General features: G+C 40.7%; 12 protein-coding genes and 1 other RNA gene. All 13 read left to right on the top strand.

Going from position 1 to position 14,845, the window contains the following annotated elements:
- Window positions 1–86: 86 nt before the first annotated feature.
- Window positions 87–329: a glutaredoxin family protein gene (locus KHA95_RS10120; protein ID WP_213137367.1), complete on the top strand. Its 243-nt coding sequence runs from the start codon at window positions 87–89 to the stop codon at window positions 327–329.
- Between the two features lie 120 nt (window positions 330–449).
- A complete protein-coding gene (locus KHA95_RS10125; RefSeq protein ID WP_213137368.1) occupies window positions 450–1,484 on the top strand; it encodes a sugar-binding transcriptional regulator in 1,035 nt (344 codons plus the stop codon).
- Between the two features lie 54 nt (window positions 1,485–1,538).
- Complete coding sequence (gap, locus tag KHA95_RS10130) at window positions 1,539–2,546, top strand: type I glyceraldehyde-3-phosphate dehydrogenase (RefSeq protein ID WP_213137369.1); 1,008 nt, start codon at window positions 1,539–1,541, stop codon at window positions 2,544–2,546.
- 358 nt (window positions 2,547–2,904) lie between these two features.
- A complete protein-coding gene (locus KHA95_RS10135; protein ID WP_213137370.1) occupies window positions 2,905–4,089 on the top strand; it encodes a phosphoglycerate kinase in 1,185 nt (394 codons plus the stop codon).
- An 18-nt stretch (window positions 4,090–4,107) separates the two neighbouring features.
- A complete protein-coding gene (gene tpiA, locus KHA95_RS10140; protein WP_213137371.1) occupies window positions 4,108–4,869 on the top strand; it encodes a triose-phosphate isomerase in 762 nt (253 codons plus the stop codon).
- Window positions 4,862–6,403, top strand: a complete 1,542-nt coding sequence (gene gpmI / locus KHA95_RS10145) for a 2,3-bisphosphoglycerate-independent phosphoglycerate mutase (protein WP_213137372.1) — start codon at window positions 4,862–4,864, stop codon at window positions 6,401–6,403. Before tpiA ends, gpmI begins: the two co-directional genes overlap by 8 nt.
- 167 nt (window positions 6,404–6,570) lie before the next feature.
- Complete coding sequence (gene eno / locus KHA95_RS10150) at window positions 6,571–7,863, top strand: phosphopyruvate hydratase (RefSeq protein WP_213137373.1); 1,293 nt, start codon at window positions 6,571–6,573, stop codon at window positions 7,861–7,863.
- Between the two features lie 114 nt (window positions 7,864–7,977).
- Window positions 7,978–8,211, top strand: coding sequence for a preprotein translocase subunit SecG (gene secG / locus KHA95_RS10155; protein WP_213137374.1), 234 nt, complete (start codon window positions 7,978–7,980; stop codon window positions 8,209–8,211).
- Between the two features lie 374 nt (window positions 8,212–8,585).
- Window positions 8,586–9,332, top strand: coding sequence for an alpha/beta hydrolase (locus KHA95_RS10160; RefSeq protein WP_213137375.1), 747 nt, complete (start codon window positions 8,586–8,588; stop codon window positions 9,330–9,332).
- A gap of 12 nt (window positions 9,333–9,344) precedes the next feature.
- On the top strand, window positions 9,345–11,678 hold the full coding sequence (rnr, locus tag KHA95_RS10165) for a ribonuclease R (RefSeq protein ID WP_213137376.1): 2,334 nt from the start codon (window positions 9,345–9,347) through the stop codon (window positions 11,676–11,678).
- A gap of 73 nt (window positions 11,679–11,751) precedes the next feature.
- Entirely contained in the window at window positions 11,752–12,219 is a 468-nt protein-coding gene (gene smpB, locus KHA95_RS10170) for an SsrA-binding protein SmpB (RefSeq protein ID WP_213137377.1), read from the top strand.
- Between the two features lie 189 nt (window positions 12,220–12,408).
- Window positions 12,409–12,774: a transfer-messenger RNA gene (gene ssrA, locus KHA95_RS10175) on the top strand.
- Window positions 12,775–13,310: 536 nt separating this feature from the next.
- The gene (locus tag KHA95_RS10180; RefSeq protein WP_481748427.1) at window positions 13,311–14,669 is read left to right on the top strand and encodes an Nramp family divalent metal transporter; all 1,359 of its coding nucleotides are present in this window, start codon (window positions 13,311–13,313) and stop codon (window positions 14,667–14,669) included.
- The last annotated feature ends 176 nt before the right edge of the window (window positions 14,670–14,845 follow it).

Here is a 14,845-nt window from a genome sequence, read left to right on the forward strand (position 1 = left end):
CTTAAATGTAATATGCAAGGATACTGTATTATAATGGAGGAAAGTGTAGAGTGGTTAATCTAGTGAGTTTGAAAAGGAGCAATGAAATGATTATCAATTTTTATACACGTAAACAATGTCAGTTATGTAAGGACGCGCTGCTTTTATTATCCTTAATACAGGAAGATATTCCATTTCATATCAATGAAATTGATATTGATGAAAGTGATGAACTCACCGAAAAATACGGAATGATGATACCTGTTATTGAAATGAATGGAGAGGTAGTCCAGGCGGGTGTGATAGATCCTACGATAATTGAGGAACAATTACAAAAACATCATAATTGATCTTTTTTTTAACACATGGTATGATAATGGAGGTTTCAACTTACTTTTTTTTTGCTGTGATGGGACGTAATATGTCTTGGTGGGACACTGGAGGTCCCGTTGGTTCAAAGGAGTTGTTACATGGATACCATTTTAAAAATCCAATCGAAAATCGTACCAGATATGCTTGTCATTATGCAAAAACGATATCAAATTTTGCGTTCTATTTTTCTTGCTCAGCCTGTTGGCAGACGTACGCTTGCGGAGATGCTTGGAATGACCGAAAGGACCTTACGAAGTGAGGTGGAATTTTTCAAGACACAGCAGCTGATTCACGTTAAGGCAGCCGGAATGACAATTACGAAAAAGGGAACCATATTGCTACATGATCTGGATGATATGATGAGGGAAATATTTGGCATTAAACAGCTTGAACAAAATCTTATCGAATATCTAGCGATCACAGATGTAGTTATCGTTCCAGGTGATAGTGATGAAACACCACTCGTCAAAGAAGAGCTGGGAAAAGCGTGTGCTGAACGCTTGAAAACAAGCCTTCATACGGATAATATAATTGCAGTAACGGGTGGAACGACGATGGCATGTGCGGCAGAGATGCTGACATCTGATATGAGCGCTGGCAAGCGATTATTATTTGTTCCAGCACGAGGCGGGATTGGAGAAGATGTGAAAAATCAAGCCAACGTGATTTGTGCAACAATGGCTGAAAAAAGTGGTGGATCACATCGAGTGTTATACGTTCCAGATCAAGTGGGACGTGAAGTGTACGAATCATTACTGAAAGAACCAGCCATTAAAGAAATATTACAAACGATCAAGTCAGCAAATATTGTTTTACACGGAATCGGCGATGCGCTCACGATGGCAGGTAGAAGAAGGTCTTCAGCAGCAGTTATGAAAAAAGTAATTGAAGAAAATGCAGTTGGCGAAGCCTTTGGCTATTATTTTAATGAAAATGGGGAAATAGTACATAAAGTCCCCACAATTGGGATTCAAATATCCGACCTTCATAGTGGCAGGCAAGTGATTGCGGCAGCTGGAGGAAAATCGAAAGCTAAGGCAATTAAAGCCTATATGAAAAGCGCTCCGCAGAATACGGTATTAATTACTGATGAAGGAGCGGCTAGAATGCTTTTAGAAGGCACATCTTATTAAGGTGGTACCTTTTAAATATAGATTTTATGCAAGACAATAAAGGAGGAAATTACAATGGCAGTAAAAGTTGGTATTAATGGTTTCGGAAGAATCGGGAGAAACGTATTCCGTGCAGCTCTTAACAATCCAGAGGTAGAGATTGTAGCAGTTAACGACTTAACAGACGCAAGCATGCTTGCACATTTATTAAAACACGATACAGTTCATGGCAATTTAAAAGAAACTGTATCTGTTGATGGGGACACAATTGTTATTGGTGACCACCGTGTGAAAGTACTTGCAGAGCGCGATCCTGCACAACTTGGTTGGGGAGACCTTGGTGTTGACATCGTTGTTGAGTCAACAGGACGTTTCACTAAACGTGAAGATGCAGCAAAACATCTTGAAGCTGGTGCGAAAAAAGTAATTATCTCTGCTCCTGCAAACGGTGAAGATATTACAATCGTAATGGGTGTAAACGAAGATAAGTACGAAGCTGCAAATCATCACGTACTTTCAAACGCATCATGTACGACAAACTGTCTTGCTCCATTCGCAAAAGTATTAAACGAAAAATTCGGTATCAAACGTGGAATGATGACAACTGTTCACTCTTACACGAACGATCAACAAATTTTGGATCTTCCACATAGCGATTACCGCCGTGCTCGTGCAGCAGCAGAAAACATTATCCCAACAACAACTGGAGCTGCAAAAGCAGTAGCACTTGTACTTCCTGAGTTGAAAGGTAAATTAAACGGTATGGCAATGCGTGTACCAACTCCAAACGTTTCAGTTGTTGACCTTGTTGCTGAATTAGACAAAGAAGTAACAGCTGAAGAAGTAAACGCAGCGTTAAAAGCAGCTGCTGAAGGCGATCTTAAAGGTATTTTAGGCTACTCAGATGAGCCACTTGTATCTGCTGATTACAACGGCGATACACATTCTTCAATCATTGATGGATTGTCAACAATGGTTATGGAAGGAAACATGGTAAAAGTATTGTCTTGGTACGATAACGAGACAGCATATTCTAACCGTGTTGTTGACCTTGCTGCATATATCGCAAAACAAGGAATGTAATAATATGTTTTCATCTCGAAAACAAATTAGGGGCTTCGCCTAAGAACACCACGTTCTGTGGGTCTCTTGTGGCACTGTCGAAATTACCCACATCCTGTGGCCTAATATTGGATAATTCGAGGTCCGACATCTATAATAGATGAATGAAGGGGAGCGGGGAACAATCCCCCTCCCTTTATTTTTATTAATTAAACTAAGTGGAATTTGAAGTTGGATTAGTATCTAGCTTCAGCGCCTAGCCCATCGAGGTCACAAGTCAATTCCCTGTGGTGGCTGAAAAGCTGCCTCCTCGGGAATCGCCTTGTACTTGTCGGGGCTGACCAGGCGCTTCCGCTTTTAAAAAGAGGAGGCGTGCACGATGGAGAAAAAAACGATCAAAGATTTTGATGTAAAAGGGAAACGAGTATTTTGCCGTGTCGATTTTAACGTTCCAATGAGCGAAGGAAAGGTAACAGATGACACGAGAATCCGTGCAGCATTGCCTACAATTCAGTACTTATCAGAACAAGGTGCTGTTGTCATTTTGGCGAGTCATTTAGGCAGACCAAAAGGGGAAGTAGTGGAAGAATTACGTTTAACGCCTGTTGCTGAACGATTAAGTGAATTGCTTGGTAAAGATGTAGCAAAAGCTGAAGAAGCATGCGGTGAAAATGTAAAAGAACAAATTTCACAGCTTCAAGCTGGCGATATTATTTTACTTGAGAATGTTCGCTTTTACCCTGGTGAAGAAAAGAATGATCCAGAGCTAGCACAAGCATTTGCAGAATTAGCTGATCTATATGTGAATGATGCATTTGGGGCTGCGCATCGTGCACACGCATCAACAGAAGGAATTGCTCATCATTTGCCTTCAGCAGCTGGCTTCCTAATGGAAAAAGAGCTTGAAGTGCTTGGAAAGGCATTATCAAATCCAGAGCGTCCATTTACAGCGATTGTTGGTGGGGCAAAGGTAAAAGATAAAATTGGTGTGATTGAAAACCTTCTTGATAAAGTAGATAACTTAATCATTGGTGGCGGACTTGCCTACACATTCGTAAAATCCCAAGGGCATGAAGTTGGATTGTCCTTGCTTGAAGAAGATAAAATAGAGCTTGCAAAATCATTTATTGAAAAGGCGAAAGAAAAAGGCGTGAATTTTTATATGCCTTTAGATGTTACGATTGCCGATGATTTCTCAGAACAAGCGAATACGAGAACGGTAGCGATCAATGAGATCCCATCAGATTGGGAAGCACTTGATATCGGACCAAAAACAAGAGAGCTTTATTCAAAAGTGATTGCAGAGTCGAAGCTCGTCCTTTGGAATGGCCCAATGGGGGTATTTGAGTTAGAACCATTCGCACACGGAACAAGAGCGGTAGCAGAAACACTTGCTGAAGCGAAGGATACATACTCCGTCGTTGGTGGTGGAGACTCAGCAGCGGCAGCAGAAAAATTCGGACTTGCTGATCGTATGAGCCATATTTCAACAGGCGGCGGTGCATCACTTGAATTTATGGAAGGTAAGACACTTCCAGGCGTAGCTGCATTAAACGATAAATAAGCGGGAGGATGAAGAAGCATGCGTAAACCAATTATTGCGGGAAACTGGAAAATGAATAAAACGCTTAGTGAATCATTAGCTTTTGCAACAGAAGTAAAGGGACAAGTTCCAGCAAATGATAAAGTTGATTCAGTGATTTGTGCACCTGCATTATTTCTAGGGCAGCTTGTGAACGAAGTAGCTGGTACAGATGTAGCAATTGGCGCACAAAACATGCACTTTGAGGAAAACGGAGCATTCACAGGTGAAATTAGCCCGGTAGCACTCAAAGATTTAGAAGTATCTTACGTTATTCTTGGACATTCAGAGCGCAGAGAAATGTTCGCTGAAACGGATGAAACAGTGAATCAAAAAACTCATGCAGCGTTTAAATACGGATTAACGCCAATTGTTTGTGTTGGAGAAACATTGGAGCAAAGGGAAAACAATGAAACAATGAAGCTTGTTGGCGAACAAGTTGAAAAAGGGTTGCAAGGATTAACAGAAGAGCAAGTAAAACAAACGGTGATCGCCTACGAACCAATTTGGGCAATTGGTACAGGCAAATCGTCAACAGCAGCAGATGCGAATGAAGTATGTGCGCATATTCGCCAAGTTGTTGAGCAAAGCTTCTCTAAATCAGCAGCAGATGCGATTCGTATCCAATACGGAGGCAGTGTAAAGCCGGAAAACATAAAAGAATATATGAGTGAGCCAGATATCGATGGTGCGCTTGTAGGCGGTGCGAGCTTAGAGCCACAATCATTCCTCCAATTAGTGGGGGCGGTTGTAAATGAGTAAACAAGCACCAGTTGCCTTAATCATCTTAGACGGATTCGCTTGTCGCCAGGAAACGCAAGGAAATGCAGTTGCTCAAGCGAAGAAGCCGAACTTTGATAAATATTGGAATGCTTATCCACATAACCAGCTTACTGCCTCAGGCGAAGCGGTTGGTCTTCCAGAAGGACAAATGGGGAACTCTGAAGTTGGCCATTTAAATATTGGAGCAGGCAGAATCGTTTATCAAAGTTTGACACGAGTGAATGTTGCGATCCGCAATGGCGAGTTCGAACAGAATGAAACGTTTAAACTAGCAATTGATCACGTTAAGAAAACAGGAAAAAAGCTTCACTTATTCGGACTTCTTTCTGATGGTGGGGTGCATAGCCATATTAATCATTTATATGCCTTGTTAAAGCTAGCAGCTGACGAAGGTGTAAAAGATGTGTTTGTCCATGCTTTCCTTGATGGACGTGACGTTGGTCCACAAACGGCTGAAGGCTATTTAAAAGCTGCACAAGAAAAAATGGACGAATATGGAGTAGGAAAGTTTGCGACAATCTCTGGACGATTCTATTCGATGGACCGCGATAAACGCTGGGATCGCGTCGAAAAAGCGTATCGGGCAATGGCTTTTGGAGAAGGACCGGTATATTCAAATCCATTCGATATGATTCATGACTCGTATAAGCATGGAATTTTCGACGAATTTGCTCTTCCGTCAGTGATGACGGATGAAGACGGTCATCCTGTTGCAACGATTGATGATGAAGATGCAGTGATTTTTTACAACTTCCGCCCAGACCGTGCGATCCAAATTTCGAATGTGTTTACGAACGAGGATTTCCAAGGGTTTGATCGCGGCGACAACCGTCCGAAAAACTTATATTTTGTATGTATGACACATTTTTCCGAAACGGTTAATGGCTATGTTGCATTTAAAACGGTCAATCTAAATAATACGATTGGTCAAGTGATTTCTGATCACGGCTTATCTCAATTACGAATCGCAGAAACGGAAAAGTACCCACATGTTACCTTTTTCATGAGCGGTGGAAGAGAAGAAACTTTCCCTGGGGAACAACGAATTTTAATTAATTCGCCGAAAGTTGCGACGTATGATTTGAAGCCAGAAATGAGCGCGTATGAAGTGACAGAAGCTCTCTGCGAACAAATTACTGACGATCGCTTCGATGCGATTATTTTAAACTTTGCTAACCCAGATATGGTTGGACATTCTGGAATGCTAGAACCGACGATTCAAGCAATTGAAGCTGTGGACGAATGTCTTGGCAAAGTCGTTGATTTGATTGTTGAAAAAGGCGGGACAGCGATTATTACAGCTGACCATGGTAACTCAGATGAAGTTGTAACAATCGAAGGGCAGCCGATGACAGCACATACGACAAACCCAGTTCCAGTCATCGTTACGAAAAATGGTGTATCATTAAGAGACGGTGGAATCCTTGCTGATCTTGCACCGACAATGCTAGATTTATTAGGAATTGAAAAGCCGGAAGAAATGACCGGTTCAACATTGATTGACAGCAAATAATATTGTAATGATGTTGATTGAAGGGGAAGGCGCGAGGATTTCTTTAAGGTGAGGGATTTACCACAGGCGCCGTGGATTTTCTAAGCTAATACAGGAAACTAAGCACCTCAAGCAGAAATCAACAGTTATTCTAGAAAAAATAAATGATATTTAAGGAGAGATTTTTCATGCCATTCATTACACAAGTATATGCACGTGAAGTATTAGACTCCCGTGGTAACCCAACAGTTGAAGTAGAAGTAGTAACAGAATCAGGCGCATTCGGACGCGCTTTAGTACCAAGTGGTGCATCAACTGGTGAATACGAAGCAGTTGAATTAAGAGATGGAGACAAAACTCGCTACCTTGGCAAAGGTGTTGAAAAAGCAGTTGCTAACGTTAATGACGTGATTGCAGAAGAGATCATTGGTTTGAATGTTACAGATCAAGTCGGCGTTGACAAAATGCTTATCGAACTTGATGGTACAGACAACAAAGGAAAACTAGGTGCAAACGCGATCCTTGGCGTATCAATGGCCGTTGCGCATGCAGCAGCAGACTATCTTGGACTTGACCTTTACCAATACTTAGGTGGATTCAATGCGAAACAGCTTCCAGTTCCGATGATGAACATTCTAAACGGTGGAGAGCATGCGGATAACAACGTGGATATCCAAGAATTCATGATTATGCCAGTTGGCGCACCAACGTTCAAAGAAGCATTACGTATGGGTGCAGAAATTTTCCATAACTTAAGATCTGTTCTTCAAGAAAAAGGTCTAAATACAAGTGTTGGAGACGAAGGTGGATTTGCACCAAACTTAAAATCAAACGAAGAAGCGCTTGAAACAATCATGGTTGCAATCGAAAAAGCAGGATATAAACCTGGTGAAGAAGTATTGCTAGCAATGGACGTTGCGTCTTCTGAGTTCTACAACAAAGACGATGGAAAATACCATTTAAGTGGTGAAGGAATCGTTCGTACATCTGAAGAAATGGTTGATTGGTACGAAGAGCTTGCTGGCAAATACCCGATCGTTTCAATCGAAGATGGTCTTGATGAGAACGACTGGGCTGGACATAAGCTTCTTACTGAAAGAATCGGTAAAAACGTACAACTTGTTGGGGACGACTTATTCGTAACAAACACAGAGAAACTTTCACGTGGAATCGAAGAAGGCGTTGGCAACTCAATCCTTATTAAAGTAAACCAAATCGGTACATTGACTGAAACATTTGATGCAATCGAAATGGCTAAGCGTGCAGGCTACACAGCTGTTATTTCACACCGTTCTGGTGAAACAGAAGATAACACAATCGCTGATATTGCAGTTGCAACAAATGCAGGCCAAATTAAAACAGGTGCACCATCACGTACAGACCGTGTAGCGAAATACAATCAATTACTACGCATTGAAGATACACTTGCTGATACAGCACAATATCTAGGTGCAAAAACATTCTACAACATTAACCGATAATTGATAAATAAAAGAGAGGCTCATGCTTGAGTCTCTCTATTTTAATCTTGTCTACTTATGGACTTTATGGTACAGTAAACGTATCGTTTTATGTCGTTTCAGGAGGTGTACGCAATGCATGCATTAGTTATTACGTTACTAATCATCGTTTCGATCGGACTTATTATTGTCGTTTTATTACAATCAGGAAAAAGTGCAGGATTATCTGGCGCAATTTCAGGTGGAGCGGAACAATTATTTGGGAAGCAAAAGGCGCGTGGGCTAGACCTCGTCCTCCATCGAATTACCGTTGTGCTGTCAATCTTATTTTTCATATTAACAATCCTTGTAACCGTATTCGAGGTATAAGTATGAACCTGGTCTAAAAATGGCCAGGTTTTTTTCGTGTTTGCTATTTCTAGCAAGAAGATAAATTACTTGGGGCGCGTGCTGTCAGATTACAGATCCAGCAATAGTGAAGTGGCTTGTATCTTGGGAAGTGGCTTGTAAATCTGGAGAAGTGGCTTGTAAACCTGTTGAAGTGGCTTGTAAATCCAGTGGAGTGGCTTGTAAATCCAGTGAAGTGGCCTGTAACCTGTCAAAGTGCCTTGAAAATCCAATATAATAGTTTGGATCGAGCGTGTATCCAAGAGATATTAGCTCATCCAATCGTATTTCTGGATTGTTTCATCATACTTTGATAAAAATAACGGTAGGACTATATACAAAGGGAGTTATATGAAATGAAAATGAGACCACCTCAGCCATTTACATTTAAAGCGGGAAAAAGAGCGGTCTTGCTCTTACACGGCTTTACAGGTAACAGTGCTGATGTACGTATGTTAGGAAGATTTTTAGAAAAAAAGGGGTACACTTGTCATGCCCCTCAATATAAAGGTCATGGGGTTCCACCTGAGGAGCTCGTTCATACAGGGCCAGACGATTGGTGGCAGGATGTGATGGAGGCCTACCAATTTTTAAAAGAAAACGGTCACGATGAAATTGCGGTTGCCGGCTTATCACTTGGTGGGGTATTTTCCTTAAAACTAGGTTACAATGTACCTGTAAAGGGAATTATTCCAATGTGTGCACCAATGTATATTAAAAGTGAAGAAGTGATGTATCAAGGCATTCTTGATTATGCCCGCGAATATAAGAAGTTTGAAGGTAAATCCGAAGACGAAATAAACAAGGAAATGAATGAGTTTGGAAAAACGCCGATGAAGACGCTCAAAGCGTTACAAAAGCTCATTGCTAACGTACGTGATGATGTTGATATGACATATGCTCCACTATTTGTCGTACAAGCTCGTCACGATCAAATGATTAACGCCAATAGCGCGAATATTATTTATGAGCAAGCGGAATCACCGCATAAAAATATAAAATGGTATGAAAATAGTAGCCATGTGATCACACTTGGCCCTGAAAAAGAACAGCTGCATGAAGATATTTATCAGTTTCTTGAAGGGCTTGACTGGTCTGAATAAGGAGGGAATAGCATGGATGAACAGATAAAGGGTTTAATCGATGATGTATTAGCGTATATGAAAGAGGAAGTTTATAAACCATTAACGGTGAAGGAGCTTGAAGAAGCATTCGAGGTTACAGATGCAGAGGATTTTAAAAACTTTGTAAAGGCGCTTGTTCAGATGGAGGAGCAGGGCCTTGTTGTTCGCACAAGAAGCAACCGTTATGGACTTCCGGAAAAAATGAATCTCGTACGCGGAACCTTATCGGGACATGCAAAAGGGTTTGCCTTCTTAATACCTGAAGAACCAGGTCTTGATGATGTTTTCATTCCACCGCATGAAAAAAATGGTGCAATGCATGGTGATACGGTGCTTGTCCGTGTAGCGGCGAACCGATCAGGCTCACGGCAGGAAGGTGCGGTTGTGCGCATTATTCAGCGTGGAGCCGAAAAAATCGTTGGTACATATACGGAAAGTAAACACTTTGGCTTCGTCATTCCAGACGATAAAAAAATAGCCGATGATATTTTTATTCCAAAGAGTGTAGATATGGGAGCGGTCGAAGGTCATAAAGTCGTTGTAAAAATTACCTCGTTTCCAGAAGATCGAAAGAATGCCGAAGGGGAAATTATCCAAATTCTTGGTCATAAAAATGATCCGGGCGTTGATATTTTATCGATCATTTATAAACATGATCTGCCACTCGCATTTCCAGATGAAGTGATGGAGGCGGCAAATCAAATTCCTGATACGGTGGATGAGTCAGAAATTCCGAAGCGAAGAGATTTACGTGGAGAAACAATTGTCACAATTGATGGTGCGGATGCTAAGGATCTCGATGATGCCGTAACGGTTTCAAAGCTGGAAAATGGAAACTTTAAACTTGGCGTCCATATTGCCGATGTGAGCCATTATGTAAAGGAAGGATCTTCACTCGATCAAGAAGCATACGATCGGGGAACGAGTGTTTATTTAGTTGATCGAGTCATCCCGATGATTCCACATCGGTTATCGAATGGCATTTGCTCGCTCAATCCGCAGGTGGACCGATTTACATTATCTTGTGAAATGGAATTGAATCATCAAGGTGAAGTTGTTAAACACGAAATTTTCCAAAGTGTTATTAAAACAACGGAGCGGATGACGTATTCTGATGTAAATAAAATTTTGCAAGACAAGGACGAGGAATTACGGAAGAAATATGAAGCGCTCGTTCCGATGTTTGAATTGATGGAAGAACTACAAGGAATTTTGCAAAAGAAACGAATGAAACGTGGTGCGATTGACTTCGATTTCAAAGAGGCAAAAGTACTCGTTGATGAAGAAGGAAAGCCGACGGATGTTGTTTTAAGAGAGCGGTCAATCGGTGAGAGAATCATTGAGGAATTCATGCTATGTGCCAATGAAACTGTCGCAGAACATTTTCACTGGCTGGACGTCCCATTCATTTATCGAATTCACGATGATCCAAAAGAGGAAAAATTACAACGTTTCTTTGAATTCATTACGAATTTTGGCTTGATTGTACGTGGAACGGCTAATTCTGTTCATCCGCGTGCACTTCAGGAAATCATAGAAGCCGTTGATGGTTTACCGGAGGAAATGGTCATTTCAACAGTCATGCTGCGCTCGATGCAACAGGCGAAATATGATCCGGATAGTTTAGGACATTTTGGTTTGGCAACAAAATACTATACTCATTTCACTTCACCAATCCGAAGATATCCAGATTTGATCGTTCATCGATTGATTCGGACGTATTTAATTGAAGGAAAGCTTGACGAAGCAACTCGTGAAAAGTGGAATGCGCGCCTGCCGGAAATTGCTGACCATACGTCGAAGCGGGAACGCCGTGCTGTCGATGCAGAGCGTGATACAGATGAAATGAAAAAAGCTGAGTTTATGGAAGATAAGATTGGTGAAGAATTCGATGGCATCATTAGTTCGGTTACAAACTTTGGGATGTTCGTTGAGCTTCCAAACACGATTGAGGGACTTGTGCACGTCAGCTATATGACCGATGATTATTATCGCTATGATGAACGCCACTTCGCGATGATCGGAGAGCGTACAGGCAATGTGTTCCGTATTGGCGATGAAATTACCGTTCGTGTCATTAAAGTAAATAAAGATGAGCATGATATTGACTTTGAAATTGTTGGCATGAAGAACAATCGCAGACGGAAGGAAGAAGATGAAAAACCGCGCATCGTCAATCTGAAGAAAAATAGCAAAAAAGGTCCACAGGGCCCGTCCGATGACGAAGAATGGTCGACGAGACCACCTCGAAAGAAGAAGAAGAAAAAATCATTTGATAATAAACCGGCTGCTGCCCGTAAAAAGAAAAGCGGCAAAAGACGATAGGCCCGCCACGTGCGGGTCTCACCCTTTTTATGTATAATATAGAGAGGAATATATGCTGACGGGAGTGAAACAAATGCCTAAAGGGGAAGGAAAACTGATTGCGCAAAACCGAAAAGCGAATCATGATTATTTTATTGAAGAGACATATGAAGCTGGGATTGTCCTTCAAGGAACAGAAATAAAATCAATTCGAGCAGGACGAATTAACTTAAAAGATTCATTTGCAAGAATTCATCAAGGTGAAGTGTTCTTGCACAATGCACATATAAGTCCATATGAACAAGGAAATCGATACAATCACGAGCCATTAAGAACGAGAAAGCTGCTTTTGCATAAAAAGCAAATCAATAAGTTAATTGGTGAAACAAAAGAACAAGGATACACGCTCGTTCCAATAAAAGTCTATTTGAAAAATGGATTTGCCAAAGTATTAATCGGTCTTGGTAAAGGGAAAAAGCAATACGATAAACGTGATGATTTGAAACGTAAAGAAGCAAAACGAGATATTGAACGAGCATTCCGCGAGCGCCAAAAAATGTAAAATAATGGACGGCCATTGATTTTTTAGCGATTTATGTTATACTAATCAATGTAAGACATGAAGTGCTCAAGTTCTCCGAGCGCCCATTTTGATTAGCGCGAATAGATTTTCTGCTTACCTTTTAGGAGAAGATCAAGGAAGCGTAGCGAGTGAGCTGACGCAGAGATTCGCAGCTTATCATTATCCTATGGGGACGTTACGGATTCGACAGGGATAGTTTGAGCTTGAGTTGCGAGTCGAGGGGATCGTCCTCGTAAAAACGTCAAAGCCAATAATAACTGGCAAAGAAAACAACAACTTCGCTTTCGCTGCTTAATAACAGTCGATAGCGGTTCCTCCCTCCATCGCCCATGTGGTAGGGTAAGGGACTCACTTTAAGTGGGCTACGCCGGAAGTCCTCCGCCTGGGGACCATGGAAGAGACCAATCAGGCTAGCGCTTCGGATGCCCGTCGATAGGCGGAAGAAGACGCGAAATAACAATATATCGACTACACTCGTAGACGCTTAAGTGGCGATATCTTTGGACGTGGGTTCGATTCCCACCGTCTCCACCAAATACATATTTGGTGGTTTTTTATTTGGTTAAAAATCACAAATTGAAAAATACTTCCTCAAATAATAACTTTTTTAGCATATCGGATTATGATTTTCGTTACGTCGCGTTACTTTATCATCATCCACCAAAACTAATTTGCGCGCTTTCTTTTTTTGCTTTAGGAATTTTGTGTCTGTTGGGTTGATCATCCTTCTTATTAATGATACTTCCACAATTTTTTGATGCGATGAAAGAGTTATTTAATAGATATGATAACTTATTATCATTAGTAGCCGTAGACCGAGCGGAATTAATGTCATACTGTAATATAATTTTACACATAAAAATTAGTAAAACCTTTTAAGGTCAATAAGTATGTTTTATTGACTTAGCTATTTTTAGCAAAATTTTCAAGTTGCACGCAGGCAAAAAAAGTTCACGAACGCAATAAACAATGTTAAAATATTTTCATAAAATAATTACGCAAACTTTTTACTAATAAAGTTGTGCGAGTGAAAGTAATTTAACCTTACGCATGTTTTGGAGGAATGGATGATGAGCACTGAATCAGAACACGGAGCAGATGAGCGTGGCTGGTTAAAACAAAGCTCAAATGTAAGCATGGAAGAAGTAAATAGCTCAGTTAGAGTCCCACATAAAGCTGGATTTTGGCGCAAGCTTTTGGCATTTGCTGGTCCGGGATCCTTAGTCGCGGTTGGATACGTCGATCCAGGAAATTGGGCGACATCTATCGCAGGAGGGGCACGTTTCGGTTATACGCTGTTAAGTGTCATCTTATTATCTAATTTAGTTGCTATCCTTTTACAGTCTTTATCTTCTAAGCTTGGGATTGTAACAGGCAGGGATCTTGCGCAGGCAACACGGGATGCAACTGGGAAGAAAACGGCTTTTTGCCTTTGGATATTAACAGAGCTAGCCATTATTGCAACAGATTTAGCAGAGGTGATCGGTTCAGCGATCGCTTTACATTTATTATTTGGTATCCCGTTATTACTAGGTATCACTATTACGACACTTGATGTGTTACTTTTATTATATTTACAAAAGAAAAGCTTTCGTCTTATTGAATCAATTGTCATCGTTTTAATGTTTACCATTTTTGTTATCTTTGTATTTGAAGTAATTGTATCTAAACCAGAAATCACTGCGCTATTTGGCGGCTATGTCCCGCAAAAGGAAATTGTGACAAATCCGCAAATGCTGTTTATTTCTCTTGGGATATTGGGGGCAACAGTTATGCCTCATAATTTATATTTGCATTCTTCCATTGTTCAAACAAGGCAGTATCAACGAACAAGGGACGGAAAAAAAGAAGCCATTAAATTTTCACTGATTGATTCCACGTTTTCGTTAACGGTCGCTTTTCTCATTAATTCTGCTATACTTATTCTTGGAGCTGCGGCCTTTTATGGAACGAATTTACATGTATCGGAAATTGAAGCTGCATACGAATTATTAAGCCCAACACTTGGAGTCGGGATTGCTAGTACTTTATTTGCGGTGGCTCTACTTGCTTCGGGGCAAAATGCGACGATCACTGGAACGATGAGTGGGCAAATTGTAATGGAAGGATTTATTCATTTGCGCATATCTCCATGGCTTCGTCGTTTGATTACGCGTTTATTAGCAGTTGTTCCCGCCTTTATTGTCACATGGCTGGCAGGATCTAAAGGAACAGGAGAATTATTGCTTTGGAGTCAAGTTGTATTAAGTCTAGCATTACCATTTGCTGTCATACCATTAGTCTTATTTACTAGTGATAAGAAGAAAATGGGGGAATTTGCCAATCGTTTGCCGGTGAAAATCGTTGCATGGCTTTGTACCGTTGTTATTGTAATACTAAACATATTCTTAATCGGATATATCATAGTGACCGGGCAAGATTTAGGATAAAAAAAATAAATGTAAGCAGCGTATTTCATATATGAAATACGGCTGCTTTTTACATTAGCTAAAGATCGTTGACTTGACATTTCAGCAAAAAGGCGTAAAATATTTATTTTCTCATCCATTTTGCTTACTTCAACGAAGAAATTATAGATTAATTGCTACTAATAATCTATTTAAAA

Source organism: Bacillus sp. FJAT-50079 (assembly GCF_018343515.1).
In the GTDB taxonomy this organism is placed as follows: Bacteria; Bacillota; Bacilli; order Bacillales; family Bacillaceae_C; genus Lederbergia.

Coding starts and splice junctions, on each gene's coding strand:
- KHA95_RS10125 (WP_213137368.1), top strand. CDS start 450: ATGGATACCATTTTAAAAATCCAATCGAAAATCGTACCAGATATGCTT.
- rnr (WP_213137376.1), top strand. CDS start 9,345: ATGGATGAACAGATAAAGGGTTTAATCGATGATGTATTAGCGTATATG.
- KHA95_RS10120 (WP_213137367.1), top strand. CDS start 87: ATGATTATCAATTTTTATACACGTAAACAATGTCAGTTATGTAAGGAC.
- secG (WP_213137374.1), top strand. CDS start 7,978: ATGCATGCATTAGTTATTACGTTACTAATCATCGTTTCGATCGGACTT.
- smpB (WP_213137377.1), top strand. CDS start 11,752: ATGCCTAAAGGGGAAGGAAAACTGATTGCGCAAAACCGAAAAGCGAAT.
- gpmI (WP_213137372.1), top strand. CDS start 4,862: ATGAGTAAACAAGCACCAGTTGCCTTAATCATCTTAGACGGATTCGCT.
- KHA95_RS10160 (WP_213137375.1), top strand. CDS start 8,586: ATGAAAATGAGACCACCTCAGCCATTTACATTTAAAGCGGGAAAAAGA.
- eno (WP_213137373.1), top strand. CDS start 6,571: ATGCCATTCATTACACAAGTATATGCACGTGAAGTATTAGACTCCCGT.
- KHA95_RS10180 (WP_481748427.1), top strand. CDS start 13,311: ATGAGCACTGAATCAGAACACGGAGCAGATGAGCGTGGCTGGTTAAAA.
- tpiA (WP_213137371.1), top strand. CDS start 4,108: ATGCGTAAACCAATTATTGCGGGAAACTGGAAAATGAATAAAACGCTT.
- gap (WP_213137369.1), top strand. CDS start 1,539: ATGGCAGTAAAAGTTGGTATTAATGGTTTCGGAAGAATCGGGAGAAAC.
- KHA95_RS10135 (WP_213137370.1), top strand. CDS start 2,905: ATGGAGAAAAAAACGATCAAAGATTTTGATGTAAAAGGGAAACGAGTA.